General features: G+C 65.2%; 17 protein-coding genes and 1 riboswitch. Of the genes, 11 read left to right on the forward strand and 6 right to left on the reverse strand.

Annotated features, from left to right (window positions below):
* Positions 1-124 precede the first annotated feature (124 nt).
* From ABIB78_RS13090 to uca, 9 genes are all read left to right on the forward strand, one after another.
* Positions 125-5,209: a beta strand repeat-containing protein gene (locus ABIB78_RS13090; protein ID WP_429024858.1), complete on the forward strand. Its 5,085-nt coding sequence runs from the start codon at positions 125-127 to the stop codon at positions 5,207-5,209.
* Positions 5,206-5,784, forward strand: a complete 579-nt coding sequence (locus ABIB78_RS13095; RefSeq protein ID WP_429024859.1) for an invasion associated locus B family protein — start codon at positions 5,206-5,208, stop codon at positions 5,782-5,784. Before ABIB78_RS13090 ends, ABIB78_RS13095 begins: the two co-directional genes overlap by 4 nt.
* A gap of 361 nt (positions 5,785-6,145) precedes the next feature.
* Entirely contained in the window at positions 6,146-6,844 is a 699-nt protein-coding gene (locus ABIB78_RS13100; RefSeq protein ID WP_429024861.1) for a hypothetical protein, read from the forward strand.
* Positions 6,845-7,139: 295 nt separating this feature from the next.
* Positions 7,140-7,250: riboswitch (guanidine-I (ykkC/yxkD leader) on the forward strand.
* Positions 7,251-7,328: 78 nt separating this feature from the next.
* Entirely contained in the window at positions 7,329-8,402 is a 1,074-nt protein-coding gene (locus ABIB78_RS13105; RefSeq protein ID WP_429024863.1) for a putative urea ABC transporter substrate-binding protein, read from the forward strand.
* A 111-nt stretch (positions 8,403-8,513) separates the two neighbouring features.
* A complete protein-coding gene (locus ABIB78_RS13110; protein ID WP_429024865.1) occupies positions 8,514-9,332 on the forward strand; it encodes an ABC transporter permease in 819 nt (272 codons plus the stop codon).
* On the forward strand, positions 9,329-10,162 hold the full coding sequence (locus ABIB78_RS13115; RefSeq protein ID WP_429024867.1) for an ABC transporter ATP-binding protein: 834 nt from the start codon (positions 9,329-9,331) through the stop codon (positions 10,160-10,162). The genes ABIB78_RS13110 and ABIB78_RS13115 overlap by 4 nt, the downstream gene beginning before the upstream one ends.
* Complete coding sequence (locus tag ABIB78_RS13120; protein ID WP_429024869.1) at positions 10,159-11,004, forward strand: urea amidolyase associated protein UAAP1; 846 nt, start codon at positions 10,159-10,161, stop codon at positions 11,002-11,004. Before ABIB78_RS13115 ends, ABIB78_RS13120 begins: the two co-directional genes overlap by 4 nt.
* Entirely contained in the window at positions 11,001-11,654 is a 654-nt protein-coding gene (locus tag ABIB78_RS13125) for an urea amidolyase associated protein UAAP2 (RefSeq protein ID WP_429024871.1), read from the forward strand. Before ABIB78_RS13120 ends, ABIB78_RS13125 begins: the two co-directional genes overlap by 4 nt.
* A 3-nt stretch (positions 11,655-11,657) precedes the next feature.
* Complete coding sequence (gene uca, locus ABIB78_RS13130; RefSeq protein WP_429024872.1) at positions 11,658-15,200, forward strand: urea carboxylase; 3,543 nt, start codon at positions 11,658-11,660, stop codon at positions 15,198-15,200.
* A 35-nt stretch (positions 15,201-15,235) separates the two neighbouring features.
* Here uca and ABIB78_RS13135 read toward each other — a convergent pair whose 3' ends face one another.
* Together ABIB78_RS13135 and ABIB78_RS13140 are read right to left on the reverse strand one after the other, a co-directional pair.
* The gene (locus tag ABIB78_RS13135) at positions 15,236-16,498 is read right to left on the reverse strand and encodes an OpgC family protein (protein ID WP_429024874.1); all 1,263 of its coding nucleotides are present in this window, start codon (positions 16,496-16,498) and stop codon (positions 15,236-15,238) included.
* Between the two features lie 119 nt (positions 16,499-16,617).
* The gene (locus tag ABIB78_RS13140; RefSeq protein ID WP_429024876.1) at positions 16,618-16,797 is read right to left on the reverse strand and encodes a hypothetical protein; all 180 of its coding nucleotides are present in this window, start codon (positions 16,795-16,797) and stop codon (positions 16,618-16,620) included.
* 38 nt (positions 16,798-16,835) lie between these two features.
* On the opposite strand from ABIB78_RS13140, the gene ABIB78_RS13145 reads away from it, so the two are divergent.
* Entirely contained in the window at positions 16,836-17,087 is a 252-nt protein-coding gene (locus ABIB78_RS13145) for a hypothetical protein (protein ID WP_429024878.1), read from the forward strand.
* 263 nt (positions 17,088-17,350) lie between these two features.
* Positions 17,351-18,343, forward strand: a complete 993-nt coding sequence (locus ABIB78_RS13150) for a helix-turn-helix domain-containing protein (RefSeq protein WP_429024881.1) — start codon at positions 17,351-17,353, stop codon at positions 18,341-18,343.
* Positions 18,344-18,423: 80 nt separating this feature from the next.
* Here ABIB78_RS13150 and ABIB78_RS13155 read toward each other — a convergent pair whose 3' ends face one another.
* The 4 genes from ABIB78_RS13155 to ABIB78_RS13170 are packed head-to-tail and all read right to left on the reverse strand — an operon-like array spanning position 18,424 to position 22,101.
* On the reverse strand, positions 18,424-19,119 hold the full coding sequence (locus tag ABIB78_RS13155) for an ABC transporter ATP-binding protein (protein ID WP_016847028.1): 696 nt from the start codon (positions 19,117-19,119) through the stop codon (positions 18,424-18,426).
* A complete protein-coding gene (locus ABIB78_RS13160; protein ID WP_429024883.1) occupies positions 19,119-19,868 on the reverse strand; it encodes an ABC transporter ATP-binding protein in 750 nt (249 codons plus the stop codon). Before ABIB78_RS13160 ends, ABIB78_RS13155 begins: the two co-directional genes overlap by 1 nt.
* The gene (locus ABIB78_RS13165) at positions 19,865-21,157 is read right to left on the reverse strand and encodes a branched-chain amino acid ABC transporter permease (RefSeq protein WP_429024884.1); all 1,293 of its coding nucleotides are present in this window, start codon (positions 21,155-21,157) and stop codon (positions 19,865-19,867) included. The genes ABIB78_RS13160 and ABIB78_RS13165 overlap by 4 nt, the downstream gene beginning before the upstream one ends.
* Positions 21,154-22,101, reverse strand: coding sequence for a branched-chain amino acid ABC transporter permease (locus ABIB78_RS13170; protein WP_429024886.1), 948 nt, complete (start codon positions 22,099-22,101; stop codon positions 21,154-21,156). The genes ABIB78_RS13165 and ABIB78_RS13170 overlap by 4 nt, the downstream gene beginning before the upstream one ends.
* Between the last annotated feature and the right edge of the window lie 47 nt (positions 22,102-22,148).

The raw sequence follows: 22,148 nt of genomic DNA on the forward strand, positions 1-22,148 counted from the left end.
CGGAAGACGGGCGCGCATCGCGTCCTCTCGATTTCTCCACATGCGTGCCCGGCGGGCCCGCATTCGGTCTGCAGCGGCGCGGTGCCTCCGACGTCTGGGCAAGATGTCACAAAAGGGGCACACCATGGCTGTCGCACACAACTCAACCGGATCGCTGAAGCGTCGGGGCCGCATTGGCTTCGTCCGGAGCTGGGTCGCGTCGGGTGATGCGGGCAGCCGTTCGCTGCGGCGCCGGCTGCTGGCCGTGCTGCGCCAGGCGCACCGGGCGCTCGGCATGAAGCGCGACCGGCTGGGGCTCGGTTCGCTGGGCGCGGGCGGCGCGCTGCTTGCCGTGATGGCGACCATGGTGGCTCCACAGGCGGCGTTTGCTCAGGTTGCCATCGGCAATGGGGTTTTGAGTAACCCCGCCAACTGCACCAGTCCCACTGCTGCAACCGCTGGCAGCACTGCTATGGGGTGCGGCGCCCACGCCGCCGGTGCGAGTTCAACCGCCATCGGCACTGGCACCAATGCGAATGGCCAGAACTCGCTGGCGATCGGCGATGCGAACAGCGCAACCGGCGATGGTTCGATCATCGTGGGCTATGCCAACTCTGTGAACGGCCTCAATGCGATCGGTATGGGTGTCTTTGCAAACGCGACCGGCGTCAATGCCCTCGCGGTAGGCGGAAACGCGCACGCCACTGCGGACGGAGCGAGCGCCTTCGGCGTCAACACCACGGCAAGTGGCACATCCGCGACCGCCCTCGGCAACGGCGCCACCGCTTCGGGGGGAAACTCCACGGCGGTCGGTGTCAGCTCCTCGGCCAGCGCCAGCTACGGGTTCGCCGGAGGCTGGTCGTCCGTCGCCAGCGCCACGTATGCGACCGCGCTCGGGTATCAGGCCAATGCCGGCGGACTGCGCGGCGTCGCCATTGGAAGTGGGGCAACGCAAACCGGAACCGATTCCATTGCCCAAGGCACCACCGCTAACGCAGGCAACCAGAATGCCATCGCGATCGGCTTCCAGTCGATCGCGTCCCAGATCAACTCGATCAATATTGGCGCGCGCACCGTTGCGGGAACGGGTGCAACGGCCCAGGGCGCTATCGCCCTTGGCACGGATGTGCAGGCATCTCAGCAAAGAACGGTTGCCATAGGTGTCCTGACCAAAGCGACGGGAACGGGCGCCACGGCGATGGGCAATACAGCCAGTGCCTGGGGCAACCAGTCCATCGCATTCGGCGTGGGCGCGCAGGCAGGCGTCCAGGCCAACACCGCCGTGCCCAACAGCATTGCGATCGGTACGAATTCGCTCTCTTCAGGCGCTTTCGCCGTCGCGATCGGCACCGCCTCAAGTGCGAGCGCCAGCGCTGGCACAGCAGTTGGTAACACGGCCGTAGCCAGCGGCCAGAACTCCTCCTCATTAGGGTCTGGAGCGAACGCGACAGGAGACAATTCTCTCGCTGCCGGCGTCAGTGCCAACGCCAGCGGAGTCGCCAGTACCGCACTCGGCATCGGCGCCGCAGCATCGGCGGCCAACGCCATCGCCGTCGGCAACAATGCCGCGGCCAGTTCGGCTAACGCGGTCGCCCTGGGCACCAACGCGGTGGCGACCGGCGGTCAGGCGGTCTCCATCGGCGCGAACAACGTCGCCTATGGCAACGGCGCCGTGACGATCGGCGATCCGAGCTATGCCAGCGGCACCGGTGCCTTCACCGGCGGCGCAAACAACATCGCCAACAGCGACGGCACCGCGACCGCCACCGCTGCCAATCAGGCCGCCGGCGCGGTCGCGATCGGCAACAACAACAAGGCGATCGGCCAGGGCTCCGTGGCGCTGGGCAACGGCTCCACCGCGGGCGCGGCCGGTCTTGCCGGCAACATCGCGCTGGGTGACGGCGCAACGGCGGCGGCAAAATCCGGCGACGTCGCGCTTGGCTCCGGCAGCGTCACCGCTGTGGCAGTCGGCACGCCAAACACCGTGATCAACGGCACCACCTACAGCTTCGCCGGCACGACGCCGACCTCGACAGTCAGCGTCGGCACACTCGGCAACGAACGCACCATCACCAACGTCGCCGCGGGCCGGATCAGCAACTCTTCGACCGACGCCATCAACGGCTCGCAGCTCTGGGCCACCAACCAGGCGGTCGACGGGCTCGCCTCCACCGTCAACAACATCAGCACCGGCGGCGGCATCAAGTACTTCCATGCCAACTCGACGCTGGCCGATTCGTCTGCCGTCGGAACCAACTCGGTTGCGATCGGACCGGTGTCGACCGCGACCGGCAGCGGCTCGGTGTCGATCGGCAACGGCGCGAACGCCGCGAATGCCAATGACGTCGCGCTCGGCTCGGGCAGCCAGACCACCACGGCCGTCAACACGCCGAACACGGTGATCAACGGCACCACCTACAGCTTCGCCGGCACGACGGCAACCTCGACCGTCAGCGTCGGTGCGCCTGGCGCCGAGCGCACCATCACCAATGTCGCGGCGGGCCGGATCAGCAACTCTTCGACCGACGCGATCAACGGCTCGCAGCTTTGGGCCACCAACCAGGCCGTCGACGGCCTCGCCTCCACCGTCAACAACATCAGCACCGGCGGCGGCATAAAATACTTCCATGCCAATTCGACGCTGGCCGATTCGTCCGCCGTCGGGACCAACTCGGTTGCGATCGGACCGGTGTCGACCGCGACCGGCAGCGGCTCGGTGTCGATCGGCAACGGCACGACGGCCGCCAATGCCAACGATGTCGCGCTCGGCTCGGGCAGCCAGACCACGACGGCGGTCGGTACGCCCGGCGTCAACGTCGGCGGCATCAACTACGCCTTCGCCGGCACGAATCCACTCTCGACGGTCAGCGTCGGCACGGTCGGTAACGAGCGCACCATCACCAATGTCGCGGCGGGCCGGATCAGCAACTCTTCCACCGATGCGATCAACGGCTCGCAGCTCTGGGCTACCAACCAGACCGTCGACGGCCTCGCCACCACCGTCAACAACATCAATACCGGCGGCGGCATCAAGTATTTCCACGCCAATTCGACGCTGGCCGATTCCTCGGCCGCGGGGACCGACTCGGTTGCGATCGGGCCGGTGTCGACCGCGACCGGCAGTGGCTCGGTGTCGATCGGCAACGGCGCGACCGCCGCCAACGCCAACGATATCGCGCTCGGCGCGGGCAGCCAGACCACCACGGCGGTCGGCACATCAGGCATCACCATCGGCACCACCAACTACGCCTTCGCCGGCACCAATCCACTCTCGACGGTCAGCGTCGGCACGGTCGGCAACGAGCGCACCATCACCAATGTCGCGGCGGGACGGATCAGCAATGGTTCGACCGACGCGATCAACGGCTCGCAGCTATGGGCCGCTACTTCGGCGATCGACAGCCTCTCGACCATCGTCAGCAACGGCCTGACGCATTATTATGGCGTCAACGACGGTGGCACCCAGCAGGCGAACTACAACAACAATGGCGCGACTGGCACCAACTCGATGGCCGCCGGCGTTGCCGCGTCGGCGACCGCGGCAAATGCCACGGCGCTCGGCTTCAACACCCAGGCCACGGTCGCCGACGGCGTCGCGATCGGTTCGGGTTCAGTATCCAACCGTGCGGTCGCACCGACTTCCGGCACCATCGGCGGCACCATCATCCCCTACAACACCACCGATCTCGCGCTGCTCGGCGCGGTGTCGGTCGGCAATGCGACGAGTTATCGGCAGATTACCAACGTGGCCGACGGCACCCAGTCGAGCGACGCCGTCACCGTGCGGCAGTTGACCGGCGCGCTGCAATCATTCGCGACCACGACTTCGATGTACTTCCACGCCAACTCGACCCTCGCCGACTCGCTGGCGGTCGGCAACAATTCGGTCGCGGTGGGACCGCAGACCGTGGTCAACGGCGACAACGGCATCGGCATGGGATTCGGCGCAACCGTGCAGCAGACCGCGCCCGGCGGCATCGCGATCGGCCAGAATTCGGTGTCCAACTTTGCCGATTCGATCGCGTTCGGAACCAGCGCGGTGGCCAGCGGCATCCAGTCGGTGTCGCTCGGCGCGGGGGCGCAGACCTCGAACCCGACCAGCGTCGCGCTCGGTGCCAATGCCAAGGCGACCTCGCAGGCCGGCGACGTCGCGCTCGGCGCCAATTCGACCACCTCGACGGTGGTCAAGACAGCAAGCACCTCGATCGGCGGCACCACCTACAACTTCGCCGGCACCGCGCCGACCTCGACCGTCAGCGTCGGCAGCGCCGGTGCGGAGCGGACCATCACCAACGTGGCGGCGGGCCAGATCACCTCGACCTCGACGGATGCGATCAACGGCTCGCAGCTCTGGGCCACCAACACCTCGCTCGCCGCTCTCTATACCACGGTCAGCAACATCTCGACCGGAGGTGGCGGCGTGAAATATTTCCACGCCAATTCGACGGCGGCGGATTCGATTGCAACTGGTGCGGAGAGCGTCGCGATCGGACCGCAGTCGGTCGCGAGCGGCGCCAACGCGATCTCGATGGGCAACGGGTCCGCCGCGTCGGCCGACAATTCGGTCGCGATCGGCGCCGGCGCCAAGGCAACGGCGGCCAACTCGCTGGCGCTCGGTGCGAACGCCACCACGACGGCCAATCTGAGCGATGCGGCCTATACGCCGGTCGTCGGCAAGGCCGTCGCGGGGGTTGCGACCGGCGAAGTGTCGGTGGGCTCGTCCGGCGCCGAACGCCGCGTCACCAACGTTGCGGCGGGCTCGGCCGCAACCGATGCGGTCAACGTCAGCCAGCTCCAGGCGGTTGCGTCGAGCTCGATCCGTTACGACAGCGACGGCTCGGGCGGCACCACCAACAAGCTGACGCTGAACAGCGGCAACGGCGCGCCGGTGACCATCAGCAACGTGGCGGCGGGCGTCGCCGGCACCGATGCGGTCAACGTCAACCAGCTCAACAGTGCGTTCCAGCAGCTCAACGGCCAGATCGGCGAGGTGCGGCAGGACGCCTGGCGTGCGGCCGCGATCGGCATGGCCGCGGCGTCGCTGCGCTATGACGACCGGCCCGGCAAGGTCAGCGCCTCGGCGGGCGGCGGCGTCTGGCGCAGCCAGGGCGCGCTCGCCTTCGGCATCGGCTATACCAGCGAGAACGGGAAGCTCCGCACCAACGCGGCGGCGACCACCGCCGGTGGCGACTGGGGCGTCAGCGCCGGCGTGAGCTTGACGCTCAATTGACTCTGACGGCGACGAGGCGGCTGGCGTGTCTGGCTTCGGCAATCTGGCTCTGCACGGCGGCGAGTGCGGCCGCGCAGGGCGCGCCGCCGTCCGCCTACACCGTGAAGCCGTCCGACGTCGTGGTGCCGGAAGGCGAGACGCTCGGCGAGTTCAGGCGGATGATCCAGCCGTTCAAGAACTGGACCTTGATTTGCGACGAGAGTCTCAAATCGAAGCGCCGCGTCTGCAACGTCACGCAGTCGATCGTCAACGCGCAGGGCGCGGTCGCCTTCAACTGGTCGCTGATCGCGACCGCGGACGGCAAGCCGCTGATGGCGATGCGCATTCCCGCAGCCGCCGGTGTCGGCGCGCGGATCGAGCTCGCCATGGGTGACAGCCCGGACCGCATCGTCGCGCAGACCGATCGCTGCGATGCCAATTTCTGTTTCGCCACGATTGCGATCGGCAACGTGCTTAGGCGGCACATTCGCGCGGCGACGCCGTGCCTGGTGTCCTATCAGCTTCCGCAAGGCGGGCCGATCGTGCTGGAGGCGCCGCTGGACGGACTGTCCGGCGTGCTGGCGAAACTGAAGTGACGCGAGATGCATGCGGACCCAGGATTCGGTGCGCCGCGAGGTATAGGACAACAGGACGATGGGATCAGGTTGAATGGCGATCGCAAAGGCGGTGTGCTCCCTCTCCCGCTTGCGGGCAGGGCAATCGCATATGCGCTCGATGCCTCCACAAACTCGTCATGCCCGGCCTTGTGCCGGCCATCCACGTCTTTGTTTCCGCGGAAGAAAGACGTGGATGGCCGGGACAAGCCCGGCCATGACGGCGTGGAAAGGCTATTGATGCCAAATGCGATTGCCCTGCCCGCAAGCGGGAGAGGTGCGGTAGTCTGCCGCCCGACCGATTCAACCTGACTTCATCATACCCGAGAAGATGAGTACCCCGATGCGACTGAAGACCCCCATCCTGATTTTCACGGCGGTCGTCGTGGCGGCGCTCAGTGCGGCCGGCGTCGTGGGCTATGCCCAGCAGATGCAGCCTGCCCAGGCGCAGCCGATGCCACTGCAGCCGCAGGGCACACCCGCACCGGCCAAGAAGCCCGCCGCCGCCGCGAAGCCGCAGCCGCACAAACAGCGTGCGCAGGAGGCGCAGACGCCGGCGGCCGCCGCGGCATCGGTTCCGCCGCCACAGGCCGGGCAGCAACCGACGGTGTTCGACGATCATGCGCGGCAGGGCAACATCGCGACCTGCGCCAACCTGTTCGGGACGCTCGGCCGCGGTCTCGCGACGAACTCGACCTACACCGCGCAGTCCCTGTGGGACGCCAAGGCCGGCAATTCGCATTCGGTGCAGTCGCTGGTCGCGCTCGCACCAAGCCAGGCCAACCAGAGCAACGCGGCGCAGCGCGCTGCCGGTATCGTGTTTGCTGCGCCGGTCGGGTCGTCCTGCGAAGGCAATCTGGTGCGGGTGACGCCAAGCGCGGAAAACTGCCCGACGGTTGCCGCTGAGCTCGCCAAGCTCAACGGGCAGAACGGCACGCTCGGCGATCTCGCGACGATCGCGCTGCCGAACGGCGCGCAGGTGGTGCTGATTCCGTTCGGCAACGCCTGCGTCGCGGTGACCGCGCTGCGGGTGGCCGGGTAACACCGTCCTAGGCGCTTGGGCCTTTCACGTCGGATGTCGGCACCAGGCCGAACCGGCCGTGCAGGCCGCGCCAGAGATTGCCGCACAGAACGCTCAGAAGCTTGCGCATCGAACTTCCCCTCGACATCAGCCGCTGCGTGATCCTGCTGACGGCGTCGACGAAATGACAGAGCCAATTCTGAGCAGGCCTGCGCAGTTTTTAAGCAGAGCGTTGTCGCGGCCGAGCGGCGCGCGCCGAAAAATATCATGAGATTCAATTGCCGGCGCCGTGGCACGCCTCGTGCATCGAAGGCGTTGAGTTGGCCGCTAGGGTTCCGATCTTCCAAGGGAAGGTGCTGGTCCGAGAGCAGCCGCTTGCGGGGGAGACATCCCCGCAGGTGCACGGCGGGATAAAAGCCCGGGAGACCTCGTTAGCCAAGGGATTGGCGGAGCGATGGTCTTTTCGCCAGTCCCTTTTTGTGAAGTTTCGCAAGAGGGATCGGCAATGAACAAATTCGTTTTCCACCTTCGCTCTGTTGTCATCGGCTGCGCGATCGTGCTCGCGGCCGCATCAGTCGCCGACGCCGCGCCGAAGAAAAGCTTCAAGGTCGCCTGGTCGATCTATGTCGGGTGGATGCCGTGGGGCTATGCGGCCGACACCGGCATCGTGAAGAAATGGGCCGACAAATACGGCATCTCGATCGAGGTCAAGCAGTTCAACGACTACGTCGAATCGATCAACCAGTACACCGCCGGCGGCTATGACGCCGTCACCATCACCAACATGGACGCGCTATCGATTCCCGCCGCGGGCGGCGTCGACACCACCGCCGTCGTGATGGGCGATTTCTCCAACGGCAACGATGCCGTGATCCTGAAGAACAAGTCCGATCTTGCCGCAATCAAGGGGCAGACGGTCAATCTGGTCGAATTCTCGGTGTCGCATTATCTGCTGGCGCGCGCGCTCGAGACCAGCAAGCTGAGCGAGAAGGACGTCAAGGTCATCAACACGTCCGATGCCGATATCGCGGCGGCCTACAAGACAGCAGACGTCAGCGCGGTCGTGACCTGGAATCCGATCGTCACGGAAATCCTCGGCTCGCCCGATGCCAGGAAGGTGTTCGACTCCTCGCAGATTCCCGGCGAGATCATGGATCTGATGGTGGTGAACACGGCGGTCGCCAAGGACAATCCGGATTTCGCCAAGGCACTGGTCGGCATCTGGTACGAGACGCTGTCCAAAATGAACGCGAACGATTCTGCGGCGAAAGCCGCCAAGGAGGCGATGGCCAAGGCCTCCGGCACCGACCTCGCCGGTTTCGACAGCCAGCTCTCGACCACAAAACTGTTCGACAAGGCAACCGATGCCGAAGCTTTTACGCGCAGCAAGGCCGTCGGGGCGACGATGGATCGCGTGCGCAAGTTCCTGTTCGAGAAGGACCTGCTCGGCAAAGGCGCGAAATCAGCCGACGCGGTCGGGATCGAGCTCGCCGACAAGTCGGTGCTGGGCGACAAGTCGAACGTCAAGCTGCGCTTCGACCCGACCTACATGGACGAAGCCGCCAAGGGCAAGCTGTGATCCTTGCTTGACGCGTTTTCTTCACGCGAACCGGTATCCATACCGGATCAAGTCCGGGACAGGCTTCGCTCGAAAACGCTTGCTTAGTGCCGTCTCAAGCAGGAGCCGACGATGCGACTTGTGAACATACGGCCGGGACGGCAGACGCGATTCTATCTGCTCGCGCTGCCGTTCGTATTGGTCGCGATCGCTTATTTCGCCGGCTCCAGCGCGCGGCTCGCGCAAAACCCGAACGACAAGCTGCTGCCGGCGCTGCCGAACATGGTGCAGGCAGTCAAGCAGATGGCGTTCGAGGTTGATCCACGCACCGGAAGCCATCTGATGCTGTCAGACACCGTCGCCAGCCTGGGGCGGCTGGGGTCGGCGCTGGCGATCTCGACGGTGGCGGCGCTCGTGCTCGGCATCGTGATCGGGCTGTTGCCGGGCGCCAATGCCCTGCTCGGGCCGTTCGTGTCGGTCACCTCGATGGTGCCGCCGCTGGCGCTGTTACCTATCCTGTTCATCGTGATGGGGTTAGGGGAGAACGCGAAGGTCGCGCTGATCGTGATCGGGACGCTGCCCTGCATGATCCGCGACCTCGCCATGAAGGTGCAGGAGTTGCCGCGCGAGCAGATCATCAAGGCGCAGACGCTCGGCGCCTCGACCTGGCAGATCGCGCTGCGCGTCGCGATGCCGCAAACCTTGCCGCGGCTGATCGACGTGCTGCGCCTGCAGCTCGGGCCGGCGTGGTTGTTCCTGATCGCGGCCGAGGCGATCGCATCCGATTCCGGGCTCGGCTACCGGATATTCCTGGTCCGCCGCTATCTCGCGATGGACGTCATCATTCCTTACGTCGCCTGGATCACGTTGCTGGCGTTCCTGATCGATGTCGGCCTGCGCGTCACGCAGCGCAGGCTGTTTCCGTGGTTTGCCTCGGTGAGGGCGGAATGAGCGCGATCCGCTTCGACGACGTGTGGAAGGAATATGACGATCACATCGTGCTCGAGCGCATCACGATGGAGGTCGAGCCGCGCGCCTTCATTGCGCTGGTCGGACCGTCCGGTTGCGGCAAGACCACGCTGCTGCGGATGCTGCTCGGCGAGGAGCAGCCGACGCGTGGCCAGATACTGGTCGACGGCAAGCCGTTGCCTGGCGAGCCGGACGCCGACCGCGGCGTGGTGTTTCAGCGCTACTCGGTGTTTCCGCATCTCACCGTGCTGCAGAATGTCATGCTCGGCCGTGAATTGCGGGATGCCACATTCACCGGCCGGCTGTTCGGCGCCGCGCGGCGCGCCGCTGCCGACGATGCCATGGAGCTGCTCGCCGAGGTCGGGCTCGCCGGCCAGGAGAGCAAATATCCGTCCGCGCTGTCGGGCGGCATGCAGCAGCGTCTTGCGCTCGCCCAGGCGATCATGCGCGGCCCAAAGATCCTGCTGCTCGACGAACCGTTCGGTGCGCTCGATCCGGGAATCCGCGCCGACATCCATCTGTTGATGAAGCGGCTCTGGAACGAGACCCATCTGACGGTCGTGATGGTGACGCACGACCTCAGCGAAGCCTTCGGGCTCGCGACACGCGTGATCGCGCTGGAACGGCAGCGCAACCGGCCCGAGGAGCGCGACCGCTACGGCGCCACGGTGTCGCGTGATCTCGAGATCTTCCCGCGCCGCAGCGCCGAGCTGCGGTCATCAGTTCAACCAGCTCCGGCCGGGACGACCCGGTCAGGCAAGGAGCATCAGCCGGGACGGCCCGGCGCTCTCGTCTTGAAGGAGCAACCATGATCCTCACTGAGGAAGAGAAGGCCGAAGTCGCCGTCCATGCGCGACGCTATGCCGAGCTGAAGGCGACGGGGCAGGAGCACGCGCCGCGTGCGCTGCCGGCGCCGACTTTGCGCGACGCCGCACCGATCGATGCCGATGCGATCATCCATCGCGAGATAATTCCGGCTGGCTGGTACTGGACGACGCGGCTGAACCGTGGCGACGCGCTGCGCATCGTCAACACGGCGGGGACGTCCGCCGTCAGCCTGCTGGCCTGGAACGCGGCCGATCCCACCGAACGGCTCAACCACGCCGACACCATCAAGGTGCAGTGGGCGGCGAGGCTGCAGAAGGGGCGCGTGCTGCTGTCGGACATGGGGCGCGCGCTGCTCGGCATCATCGAGGACACCGGCGCCGCGCATGATGCCGTGGTCGGCGGCTCGACCGCTGCGACCAACCAGGCGAAATACGGCGAAGGCAATTTCCGCAACACGCGCGACAATTTCATTCTGGCCGCGGCGAAGCTCGGACTCGATCGCCGCGACGTCCATCCCTGCGTCAGCTTCTTTGCACCGGTCGCGATCGACGCGGACGGCAAGTTCGTCTGGTCGGAACAACGCAGGCAGAAGGGCGACTTCGTCGATCTGCGCGCGGAGATGGACCTCCTGGTCGCGCTGTCGAACTGTCCGCATCCGCTTGATCCCGCCAAAACCTATCCGCAGACGGGCGTGGAGATCGTGCGCTACCGCTCAGCCAAGCCCGCGGCAGACGATTTGTGCCGTACCGCGACGGCCGAGGCGATCCGTGCCTATGAGAACAACACGCTCTATTTCGGCGAAGCGCTGGAAGGAGCCGCGCGATGACCAAGCAATCCGTTCAGACCCGCGGCCGCATCGTTCTCGATGTCGAAATTCCCGCGCGCAAACCGTGGTCGGCGATCATCCGCAAGGGGCAGACGCTGCGGATCACAGATACCCATGGCCAACAGGCGGTCGATACGCTGTTCTATCGTGCCGACGACTTCGGGGAGCGCTACAGCGGCCAGGATACGCTGCGCGCGCAGGGCTCGGCCTATGTCGGGCTCGGCACACAGATCATGTCCAACGAAGGCAGCGTGATGCTGCGCGTGGTGGCCGACAGTTGCGGCCTGCACGACACCTCGGCGGGTGCTTGCTCCTGCGAGAGCAACACAGTTCGGTTCGGACATCAGACCCGATATCAGCATGCTTGCCGCGAGAACTTCGTGCTGGAAGCTGCGAAACACGGCTTATCAAAGCGCGACATCGTGCCGAACCTGAATTTCTTCATGAACGTGCCGATCGATCCCGCGGGCAATTTCACCGTGGTGGACGGCGTCTCCAAGCCGGGTGACACCATCGAGCTGATCGCCGAGATGGATGTGCTCTGCCTGATCTCGAACTGTCCGCAGATCAACAATCCCTGCAACGGCTTCTTCCCGACGCCGGTGCAAGTCACGATCTTCGATGCGACGATCTTCGAGCCGGAGGCGTGAGGCATGTTCAGCAAGGTCCTGATTGCCAACCGCGGCGAGATCGCCGGGCGGATCGGCAGAACATTGCACCGTATGGGCGTCCGCTCGGTCGCGGTCTATTCCGACGCCGACCGCTTCACGCGGCCGGTGCTCGAGGCCGACGAGGCGCTGCGCATCGGCCCTGCGCCGGCCGCCGAGAGCTATCTCAACGTCGATGCGATCATGGCGGCGTGTCTCGCGACAGGCGCGCAGGCGGTACATCCCGGCTACGGCTTCCTGTCGGAGAACCGCCGCTTTGCCGAGCGGCTCGCCGAGCACGGCATCAAATTCATCGGGCCGCGGCCGGAGCATCTCGATGCCTTCGGCCTCAAGCACAAGGCACGTCAGATCGCCGAGACCAGCGGCGTGCCGCTGTTGTCGGGCTCCGGCCTGCTGGAGACCATCGACGAGGCGGTGCAGCAGGCGGACGTGATCGGCTTTCCGGTAATGCTGAAGAGCACGGCCGGCGGCGGCGGCATCGGCATGCAGCTCTGTCACGACGTGGCGACACTGCGCGAGCGTTTTGAATCCGTGCAGCGCACGGCACGGGCGAGTTTCGGCGACGCCCGGGTCTATCTCGAGCGGTTCGTCGCCCGTGCCCGCCACATTGAGGTGCAGATCTTCGGCAACGGGATGGGCGACGTGGTCGCGCTCGGTGAGCGGGATTGCTCGCTGCAGCGGCGCAACCAGAAAGTCTTCGAGGAGACCCCCGCGCCGGGGCTCTCCGCCGGGATCCGCCAGCGGCTGCACGCGGCCGCGGTATCGCTTGGCAGGGCGGTCGCTTACGAATCCGCAGGCACGGTGGAGTTCATCTACGACGTCGAACGCGAGGATTTCTACTTTCTCGAGGTCAACACCCGGCTCCAGGTCGAGCATCCCGTCACCGAGCAGGTCACCGGCGTCGATCTCGTCGAATGGATGATCCGCCAGGCCGCTGGTGAGGACGTGCTGGGCAAGGCTGGCGCGCTCACGCCAAAGGGCGCGGCGATCGAGGTCCGGCTCTATGCCGAAAACCCCGGCGCCGGCTTTCGTCCGAGCGCAGGGCGGCTGACGCAGGTCACGTTCTCACCGGATGCGCGGATCGATGGATGGATCGAGACCGGCACCGAGGTGTCGCCGTTCTACGATCCGATGCTGGCCAAGATCATCGTGTCGGCCGACACGCGGGAGGCCGCGATCGCGCGGCTGAGGCAGGCACTGGATGATACGATCGTCGCCGGCATCGAGACCAATCTCGACTATCTGCGCGCGATCGCGGCGTCGGACGTGTTCCGCAGCGGTCAGGTCGCGACCAGCGTGCTCGGCGAGTTCGCCTATCGCCCCCGCACCATCGATGTCGTCGCGCCGGGCGCGCAGAGCGGCGTGCAGGAATTGCCGGGCCGCCTGCACCTCTGGCATGTCGGCGTGCCGCCGAGCGGCCCGATGGACGAGCGGTCGTTTCGCCTCGCCAACCGCGTGGTCGGAAATCCGGAGACGACGACCGCGCTGGAGCTGACGGTCAACGGGCCGACGTTGCGCTTCAACACCGATGCGATCGTGGCGCTCTCAGGCGCGCAGATGAAGGCGTCGCTCGACGGCGCGGATGTTGCGTATGACGAGCCGGTCGCGGTGCACGCGGGCCAGACGCTCACCATCGGCAGCATCAAGGGGCCGGGCCAGCGCGCGTATCTCGCCGTGCGCGGCGGGATCGACGTGCCGGAGATTCTCGGGTCGCGCGCCGTGTTTGCGCTCGGCGCCTTCGGCGGCCATGCGACGGGTTCGCTGAAGGCGGGCGACGTGCTGCATATCGGTGCCGAGCGATCAGGTCTTGCAGCGCCGCGGCGCGCCGAGGAAAGCGAGTGGCGACCGCTGACCTCGGCGTGGCAGATCGGCGTGATCTACGGCCCGCACGGCGCGCCCGACTTCTTCCTCGACGAGGACATCGAGACGCTGTTCGCGGCGAGCTACGAAGTACACTTCAACAGCGCCCGCACCGGCGTGCGGCTGGTCGGTCCGAAGCCGCGCTGGGCCCGCACCGACGGCGGCGAGGCCGGGCTGCATCCGTCGAACATTCATGACAACGCCTACGCGGTCGGCTCGATCGACTTCACCGGCGACATGCCGATCATTCTCGGCCCCGACGGACCGAGCCTCGGCGGCTTCGTTTGCCCGGCGGTCGTCGCGGGCGACGAACTCTGGAAGATCGGTCAGCTCCGGCCCGGCGACACGGTTCGCTTCGTGGCTGTCAGGCGCGACGATCCGGTCGCAGGGCCCACGGTTCTGCGCGCGCCCGATCTCGGCGCGGCCATCGTCGGTAGCAATGATGATGGCCCGATCCCGGTGGTATACCGCCGCGCCGGCGACGACAACCTGCTGGTCGAATATGGCCCGATGGAACTCGACATCGCGCTGCGGTTGCGCGTGCATGTGCTGGCGCAGGCACTCGAGGAAGCGAAGCTCGGCGGCCTGATCGATCTCACGCCCGGCATCCGCTCGCTGCAGATCCATTATGACGGCACGGCGCTGTCGCGTCAGAAGCTGCTCGACGTGCTCAGGCGGATCGAGCGCGACTTGCCGCCGGTCGATGCGATGCGGGTGCCGAGCCGCACCGTGCATCTGCCGCTGTCGTGGCGGGATCCGGAGGCCGAGCTTGCGATGCGCAAGTATCAGGAGCTGGTGCGCGCGGATGCGCCGTGGTGTCCGTCGAATGTCGAGTTCATCCGGCGCATCAACGGGCTCGCCGGCGAGGATGATGTCCGCCGCATCGTGTTCGACGCAGATTATTTCGTGCTCGGCCTCGGCGACGTCTATCTCGGCGCGCCGGTGGCGACGCCGCTCGACCCGCGGCACCGCCTGGTGACCACGAAGTACAACCCGGCGCGGACCTGGACGCCCGAGAACGCGGTCGGGATCGGCGGCGCCTATATGTGCATCTACGGCATGGAAGGGCCGGGCGGCTACCAGCTGTTCGGCCGCACCATCCAGGTCTGGAACAGCTGGCGCACGACACGGGTGTTCGAGCCTGGTCATCCCTGGTTGCTGCGGTTCTTCGACAAGATCCGCTTCTTCCCGGTCGATGCCGACGAGCTCCTGGACGCACGCGCCGCATTCCCGCACGGGCAGTACGACATCAAAATCGAGCAGGGCGAATTCTCCTACGCCGACTATGCCAAGACATTGGCCGAGGCGCGGCCGTCGATCGCGGCGTTCAAGGCGACGCAGCAGGCCGCCTTCGATGCCGAGCGCCAGCGCTGGCGCGAGATGAAGCTCGACGAGGCGCCGGCTGAATCAGTCGAGATGGGCGCCGCGACGACTGGTATTCCTGACGGTCAGATCGGAGCGTTCTCCGAAGTCCCCGGCAACATCTGGAAGATCCTGGTCGATGAGGGCAGCGAGGTCGCAGCCGGCGACACGCTCGCCATCATCGAATCCATGAAGATGGAGATATCTGTGCAAGCGCCCGCTGCGGGCCGCATCGCGTCCGTGCCGGTCAAGCCCGGCCAGACGCTGCGCGCGGGCGACGTCGTGGCGTTGATCTGGCCGGGATAGGTTGGGTACGCTTGGAGGCGTAACGTCCGCTTAGCTCACGACGGTGGCGCGAACGCGGCCGTTGCGCGAGTTCCGAGGCGGACCAACAGCGGGCCTGCGTGTGCCAACCGAACTTTCCAGTTCGTACCGGCCGAGGGGATTTCTCGATCGGCTGCGTTCGCCGGGGGCTGTCGTTCACGCTTGGCGCTGAGGGCGTTCAGGAGCGTCGCGGCGGCGATCATCATCAAGATGCCCGCAAGACTGAGCGCGATTTGAACCGAAAGCCGGTTCGACATGTCGAACAGATCGAACCGGCTGACGAGCGCCAGGAGCACGCCGAGACAAAAGATCGGTAGCGAATTCTCGCCACAACGCCTCGCGCTGAGCAGTATCGGTGTCGATAGTCCCCGCCAGTCTTGGGGAACGAGCTGCGACGCCACGATCGCGAGAGCCAGGAAATGCAGCAGCCGCAACGGGCTCAGATTGGATTTGTCCAACGGAAGTAGCAGATCCGTCAAAGTCTGCGGGACCAGCGGCTTGATGTCCTGGCCGAGTGCAAGGACCAGGCTAAACGCCAGATAGAGAACGGAAAGCACAAGGGCAGAGCGCGAAGTCACCCATTTTGGGATCTTTTGCCCCTCGATGACGCACCATGCGCCCAGCACGATAAGAAGCTGCCAGGCCAGTGGATTGAAGAACCAGGCGCCGTCGGGCCAGGCAGGAACTCTCCATCGGAAGATGTGCACGAGTGTGTAGAGCAACAACGAAAGGCCAAGTGTCGCGTTTGGCGCTCGCAGCAGCAGCCACAACAGTGGTGCGAACAAGACGTGACAGATCACAAAAACCGGCAAGACATCGGTATTGACCGGTCGGTATTGCAGGACCGCGGCGTGCGCAAGCGTCGCGCCCGGAAGTTCGAATAGAATACGCGTATTGCTCTCATCGGCAAGACGATCGCTGCCTGCGAGGTAGACGAGGATGGCGCAAGCGAGCGTAAGCAGAAGGAAGGCGGCATAGATGTCCCACCCGCGCCGCAGCGAACGGCCGATCATGCCTGTCCAGCCCTCGCGCTGACATGCTCTGCCGTAAGCCAGCGCGCAGGTGACGCCCGAGATGAACATGAATATTTCGGCGGCATCGCAGAAGCCGTAGTTTCGCAGCGTCAGCCAGCTTCCGACATTATTTGGGATATGATCGAGAAAGATCCACCATAACGCGATCCCGCGACAGGCATCGATGCGCGGGTCGCGGCCAGTCGATCTGAACTCCGGCGGAATTTCGCCAATCATTCGCTTCGAGATGTGCGTTCGATCATGCATCTGTTGATCTGTCTGGCGTGCGCGCGACCTCTTCGGGCAATGGTCCGTCAGCGCTCGGATGCTCCGAAGCGCACGTGCCGGACTAGCCTCCGCGCAATCTACAGGATTGTGTATTCCGGCTATCCGGCGGTTGGCGACGTTTTCGTCGGCCAGCCGCAATCACGGGGGCCGGGGGGATCGCTGTCTTCCGGAGGCGCCAGCAAGATTTCGCCGATGACAGGTATCAATAGCTGCTTCCGCATTTCGGCGAGGCGGGCACGACAGTATTCATGATAAAGCATGTCGAATATGGTGGACATGATCGAACGCCTTCTTGATCACTAGGCTGACTTCCCACGTGACAGATTTCGACCATTTCAACCAACGGCCAATAAAGAGCGCCGCCGGCAGTCCAACGAATTCCGGTAGCCATTTGGCTAGGGCAACCAACATCGATTTCAATCATTTTACAGAATGGCCTGCGCGCGGCGCCTTAGCCAGGACCAACCGCGAACAGCGCGTGATGCTGATTTGCACCTGCATCCTGCCAGGAATGTTCGAACTGAATCTGAATGTTCGAACTGAATCTGATGGCAGCAATTACAAATAGTGCCATTACGACCGGCCTCCTCTTAAGGGAGAAATATGGTCGCGACTTTCGCTGTCATCATATTCGTAATATGCTGACCACCACGTGAACCAGTTCACATTGCATCAATCACAGGCAAGTGAGACTAGCAGACCGGTGGCATGGCTTCTTGGACTCATGCGCACGGATCGGGCGAAGGTCGGTGCGTGATCTGCAAAATGCAGAGACTGACGGTGGTGTGCCGCAGCATTTCGTTCTGATGTTTGTGAAGGCTGGAGGTCCCCATGGCTACGGACGCAGCCAATTTCGCATCGTATCGATTTTCGACGCGCGATCATCCGGAGCGTATCCGGGTTCCTCTATGGCGCGAGCACTTCGGACGGTGCATCGTGCACGCCGATATCGAGCCTCTATCGGACGTTCCGTTCCAGGCCGATGCGTGCCTGCACGTGGTTCAGGGTTTGCGTACGCTCACGCTGAAAGGCACGTCCATGCGTTTCAGGCGTTTGCAGGCGAACCTCGCCGACGGGGATGACTCCATCGGCATAATCTTCTGCTCGTCCGGCAAAAGCCGGCTGTCGCAGCGCGGGGAGGACGTTGAGCTTCGCGCCGGCGATGCAATCGCCATTCTGCATTCCGAGCCCGTCAGCGTTACCTATGCCGAAGGATTACAATTCGGTCTGGCCGTTCCGCGCGAGGCGCTCGCGCAGCGCGTGACGAATGTGGAAGGCCTGGTCATGCGGCGGATCTGGCACCAGACGGAAGCATTCCGGCTGTTCACGGCATATCTGAAGTCGGTATTCAAGACGAGAGCGCTAACTGCCCCCAAGCTTCGTGATGCGGTCGTGGCCCACATCCATGATCTCGTCGCGTTTGCAATCGACGAGTGCCCAGCGTTGGGCGAGAGCAGCGCGAGTGCCGTCGTGGCTGCGCGGCATGATGCAGCGCTCGACTACATGGCCACGCACTTTGAGGAGCCCGGGCTCAGCGTTCAAACGGTCGCGCATTGCCAGCGCATTTCGCCTCGCTATCTGCAGCGCCTGATGGCATCATCGGGGTCGTCGTTCACCGAGCGAGTGAATGGGCTGCGTCTTGAACGGGCGTTCCAGCTGCTGACCCGGGCTCACGCCAGCCATCAGCGAATCTCCGATATCGCGCTAGAGGTTGGCTTCTCGGATGTTTCCCACTTCAACCGCTTGTTCCGGGCCCGCTTCGGGGATTCGCCGCGCGGCGTTCGGTTCGGGCGAAAGGGATCGAGCAGAGCCGCGCGGCTCTGATCGGGAAAGCGCCCTCTGCGTAGCCCTAGCAGCCGACGTCCGCGGATTGTTGAGGCCACGCCTGGTCCGCCCGTCCCGCCTCACACCTCGAGCCATTCCTCGCGGACGGCGGCGTTGGACTTTAGCTGGTCGGGGGTGCCTTCGAACACGACGCGGCCGTGGCCCATGATGTAGACCCGGTTCGAGATCTTCATCGCGATCGACAGCTTCTGCTCGACCAGCAGGATGGCGACGCCGGCTTTCGCGATCCGGGCGATCAATTCGCCGACCTGCTGCACGATCAGCGGCGCCAGACCTTCGGTCGGCTCGTCGATCATCATCAGTTCGGGGTCGCCGAGCAGCGTGCGGCAGGTGGTCAGCATCTGCTTCTCGCCGCCCGACAGCACGCCCGCCGGCGTGTCGGCGCGCGCGGCGAGGTTGGGGAACATGTCGAGCATTTCCTGCAGCCGCCACTTGCCGGGGCGGCGCGGGTCCTTGATGCCGAGGATCAGGTTCTGGCGAACCGTCAGTCCCGGGAAGATGTCGCGATGCTCCGGCACATAGCCGAGGCCGAGGCGGGCGATCTTGTGGCTCGGCAGGCCGGCGATGTCCTGGCCCTTGAAGCGGATCGTGCCCTGCGGCGGCACCTCGCCCATGATCGCCTTGACGGTGGTGGAGCGGCCGACGCCGTTGCGGCCGAGCAGGCTCACGACCTCGCCGGCCGCGATGTCGAGGTCGACGCCCTGCAGGATGTGGCTCTTGCCGTAATAGGCGTGGAGATTCCTGACTTCGAGCATCAGTCGACCTCCTCGCCGAGATAGGCTTCCTTGACCTTCGGGTTGCCGCGGATTTCCTCCGGGGTGCCTGAGGCGATGATGTGGCCGTAGACCAGCACCGAGATGCGGTCGGCAAGCCCGAACACCACGCTCATGTCGTGCTCGACGATGACGAGCGTGCGCCCTTCGGTGAGGCGGCGGATCAGCGCGACGGCGCGCTCGGTCTCGGCGTGACTCATGCCCGCGGTCGGCTCGTCCAGCATGATGACGCTGGCGCCGCCGGCGATCGTGATGCCGATCTCGAGCTCACGCTGTTCGGCGTAGGTCAGCAGGCCCGCCGGTACGTCGCGGCGATGGCTGAGATGGATGTCGTCGAGGATTTGCGCGGTGCGCTGCTTCACCTCGGGGAGATTGTCGACGTTCTTCCAGAACGCGTAACGGTGGCCGGTCGCCCACAGCACGGCGCAGCGGACGTTCTCCCACACCGTCATGCGGGCGAACACGTTGGTGACCTGGAACGAGCGCGACAGCCCGCGCCGGTTGATCTCGAATGGCCGCAGGCCCGAGGTCACCTCACCGTTGAGGCGGATCTCGCCCGAGGTCGGCTTGATGTGGCCGCTGATCAGGTTGAACGTCGTCGACTTGCCGGCGCCGTTCGGGCCGATGATGGCGTGACGCTCGCCTTTGGCGACGCTCAGATTGAGGTCGCGGATGATGCCGACATTGCCGAAGCGCTTCTCGACGGCGTTGACTTGGATGGCCGCGGTCATGCGAGATACCCCCGATCACGGGCCACCGTCGCAGCGCGATCCCAGGCTTCCGCAACGCGCCGCCAGGTGATGCGTGCGACCAGGAAGCCGCCGATCACCAGAACCGCGGCTGCCGCCCAGGTTGTCGGCGCCGTCGCGACGAAGGGAATGCCGAGCAGATTGATGACGTCGCCGCCGGAGAAGCGCGCGACCGTCTCGATGGTCAGGATGATGCCGAGCGCAAGCGCGAGCGTCGGGATCGTCGCGACCAGATAGGACGGGATCACGGTGCCAACGGTGCCGGCGCGGATCAGCGGACGGTGCTTCATCAAAATGCCGGCGATGCCGCCCGGCGCGAACATCACGATGGCGATGAAGATAATGCCGAAATAGAGCTGCCAGACCGAGGTGACGCTGGTCAGCCCGAGCTGCAGATAGGTCACCAGGATAGCGCCGAGGATCGGACCGAAGAAATAGGCGGTGCCGCCGATGAACGCGGAAAACAGCACCAGGCCCGACTGCGTCGCGCCGAGATAGGCGGAATTGGCGATCTCGAAATTGATTGCGGCGAGGCCGCCGGCGATGCCGGCGAAGAAGCCGGCGAACATGTAGGCGAGATAGCGCACCACATGCGGATCGTAGCCGATGAACTCGACGCGTTCCGGATTGTCGCGCACCGCGTTGCAGATGCGCCCGAGCGGCGTGCGGGTCAGCGCGTACATCGCGATCGCGGAAACCATTACCCAGAACGCGATCAGATAGTAGACCTGGATCTGCGGCCCGAAGGTCCAGCCGAACATCGGCGCCAGCGCCGTGCGGTCGGTGGTGATGCCGGATTCGCCGCCGAACACGCTGCGCAGGATCAGCGACGACGAGGCGACCAGTTCGCCGATGCCGAGCGAGATCATCGCAAACACGGTGCCGGCGCGCTTGGTCATCACCCAGCCGACCAGCAACGCGAACGCCATGCCGCCGATGCCGCCCATCAGCGGGATCGCCGGCAGCGGGATCGGCCAGTTGTGGGTCGCGACCGCATTCATGGCGTGGACCGCCAGGAAGCCGCCGAGGCCGTACTGTACCGCATGCCCGAACGACAACAGCCCGGTCTGGCCGAGCAGGATGTTGTAGGACAGCGCGAAGATGATCGCGATGCCGATCAGGCTGAACGAGGTCAGCGAACCGCCCGCCGAAAAGACCAGCGGCAGCACGACCAGCGCGACGGCTGCGAGCAGCCAGATGCCATAGAAGCTCAGGGCGCCGCCGGATTCCTGCTTGGCCGTGGCGGACGCGGGCTTGGGAGCGTTCGTCATGACTCGCGCGTCCCCAACAGGCCCATGGGGCGGAAGATCAGGACCAGCACCAGCAGCACATAGGGCAGGATCGGTGCGATCTGCGCAATCGTGACGTTCCAGATGTCGGTGAGGGGCGAGGCGCCGAGGCTCGGATCGAGCGGGCCGAACACGCTGGCCAGCGAACCATTAAGCGCGACCGCAAAAGTCTGGATCAACCCGATCAAGAGCGACGCGATGAAGGCGCCGGGCAGCGAGCCGAGGCCGCCGAACACGATGACGACGAACAGGATCGGGCCAAGCAGCGCGGCCATGTCGGACTGCGTCACCAGCGAGGGACCGGCGATGACGCCGGCGAGACCCGCCAGCGCGCTGCCGACGCCGAACACCAGCATGAAGACGCGGCCGACATTGTGGCCGAGATGGCCGACCATGCTCGGATGGGTCAGCGCGGCCTGCACGATGAGGCCGACCCGCGTCCTCTTCAGCGTGACCAGGAGCGCGATGAAGATCGCGACCGAGACCACCAGCATGAAGATCTTGTAGGCGGGGTAGTTGGTGGAGAACACGGTGAACGCCGGGAAGTCGAGCGCCGCCGGGACCCGATAGTCGACCGGGCTCTTGCCCCAGATCATCGAGACGATTTCCTCGATCGCGAAGGCGAGACCGAAGGTCAGCAGCAGTTCGGCGACGTGGCCATGCTTGTGGGTGTTGCGCAGGCCGTAGCGCTCGACGCCCATGCCGACCACGCCGACCAGCAGCGGTGCGATCACCAGCGCCGGCCAGAAGCCGATCCAGCGCGTGAGCTGATAGCCAAAGAACGCGCCGAGCATGTAGAAGCTGGCATGCGCGAAGTTGAGCACGCCCATCATGCTGAAGATGACGGTGAGCCCGCTGGAGAGCAGGAACAGCAACATGCCGAACAGGACGCCGTTGAGCGTCGAGATGACGATGAGCTCAGCCACGGCGCACTCGCTTGAGAGACGAACGGTTCACGTGATCAAAGACCTGT

Origin of the sequence: Bradyrhizobium sp. I1.14.4 (assembly GCF_050435825.1) — a bacterium.
Taxonomy (GTDB): Bacteria; Pseudomonadota; Alphaproteobacteria; order Rhizobiales; family Xanthobacteraceae; genus Bradyrhizobium.

Coding starts and splice junctions, on each gene's coding strand:
- ABIB78_RS13090 (WP_429024858.1), top strand. CDS start 125: ATGGCTGTCGCACACAACTCAACCGGATCGCTGAAGCGTCGGGGCCGC.
- ABIB78_RS13100 (WP_429024861.1), top strand. CDS start 6,146: ATGCGACTGAAGACCCCCATCCTGATTTTCACGGCGGTCGTCGTGGCG.
- ABIB78_RS13105 (WP_429024863.1), top strand. CDS start 7,329: ATGAACAAATTCGTTTTCCACCTTCGCTCTGTTGTCATCGGCTGCGCG.
- ABIB78_RS13110 (WP_429024865.1), top strand. CDS start 8,514: ATGCGACTTGTGAACATACGGCCGGGACGGCAGACGCGATTCTATCTG.
- ABIB78_RS13115 (WP_429024867.1), top strand. CDS start 9,329: ATGAGCGCGATCCGCTTCGACGACGTGTGGAAGGAATATGACGATCAC.
- ABIB78_RS13120 (WP_429024869.1), top strand. CDS start 10,159: ATGATCCTCACTGAGGAAGAGAAGGCCGAAGTCGCCGTCCATGCGCGA.
- ABIB78_RS13125 (WP_429024871.1), top strand. CDS start 11,001: ATGACCAAGCAATCCGTTCAGACCCGCGGCCGCATCGTTCTCGATGTC.
- uca (WP_429024872.1), top strand. CDS start 11,658: ATGTTCAGCAAGGTCCTGATTGCCAACCGCGGCGAGATCGCCGGGCGG.
- ABIB78_RS13135 (WP_429024874.1), bottom strand. CDS start 16,498: ATGCATGATCGAACGCACATCTCGAAGCGAATGATTGGCGAAATTCCG.
- ABIB78_RS13140 (WP_429024876.1), bottom strand. CDS start 16,797: ATGTCCACCATATTCGACATGCTTTATCATGAATACTGTCGTGCCCGC.
- ABIB78_RS13150 (WP_429024881.1), top strand. CDS start 17,351: ATGGCTACGGACGCAGCCAATTTCGCATCGTATCGATTTTCGACGCGC.
- ABIB78_RS13155 (WP_016847028.1), bottom strand. CDS start 19,119: ATGCTCGAAGTCAGGAATCTCCACGCCTATTACGGCAAGAGCCACATC.
- ABIB78_RS13160 (WP_429024883.1), bottom strand. CDS start 19,868: ATGACCGCGGCCATCCAAGTCAACGCCGTCGAGAAGCGCTTCGGCAAT.
- ABIB78_RS13165 (WP_429024884.1), bottom strand. CDS start 21,157: ATGACGAACGCTCCCAAGCCCGCGTCCGCCACGGCCAAGCAGGAATCC.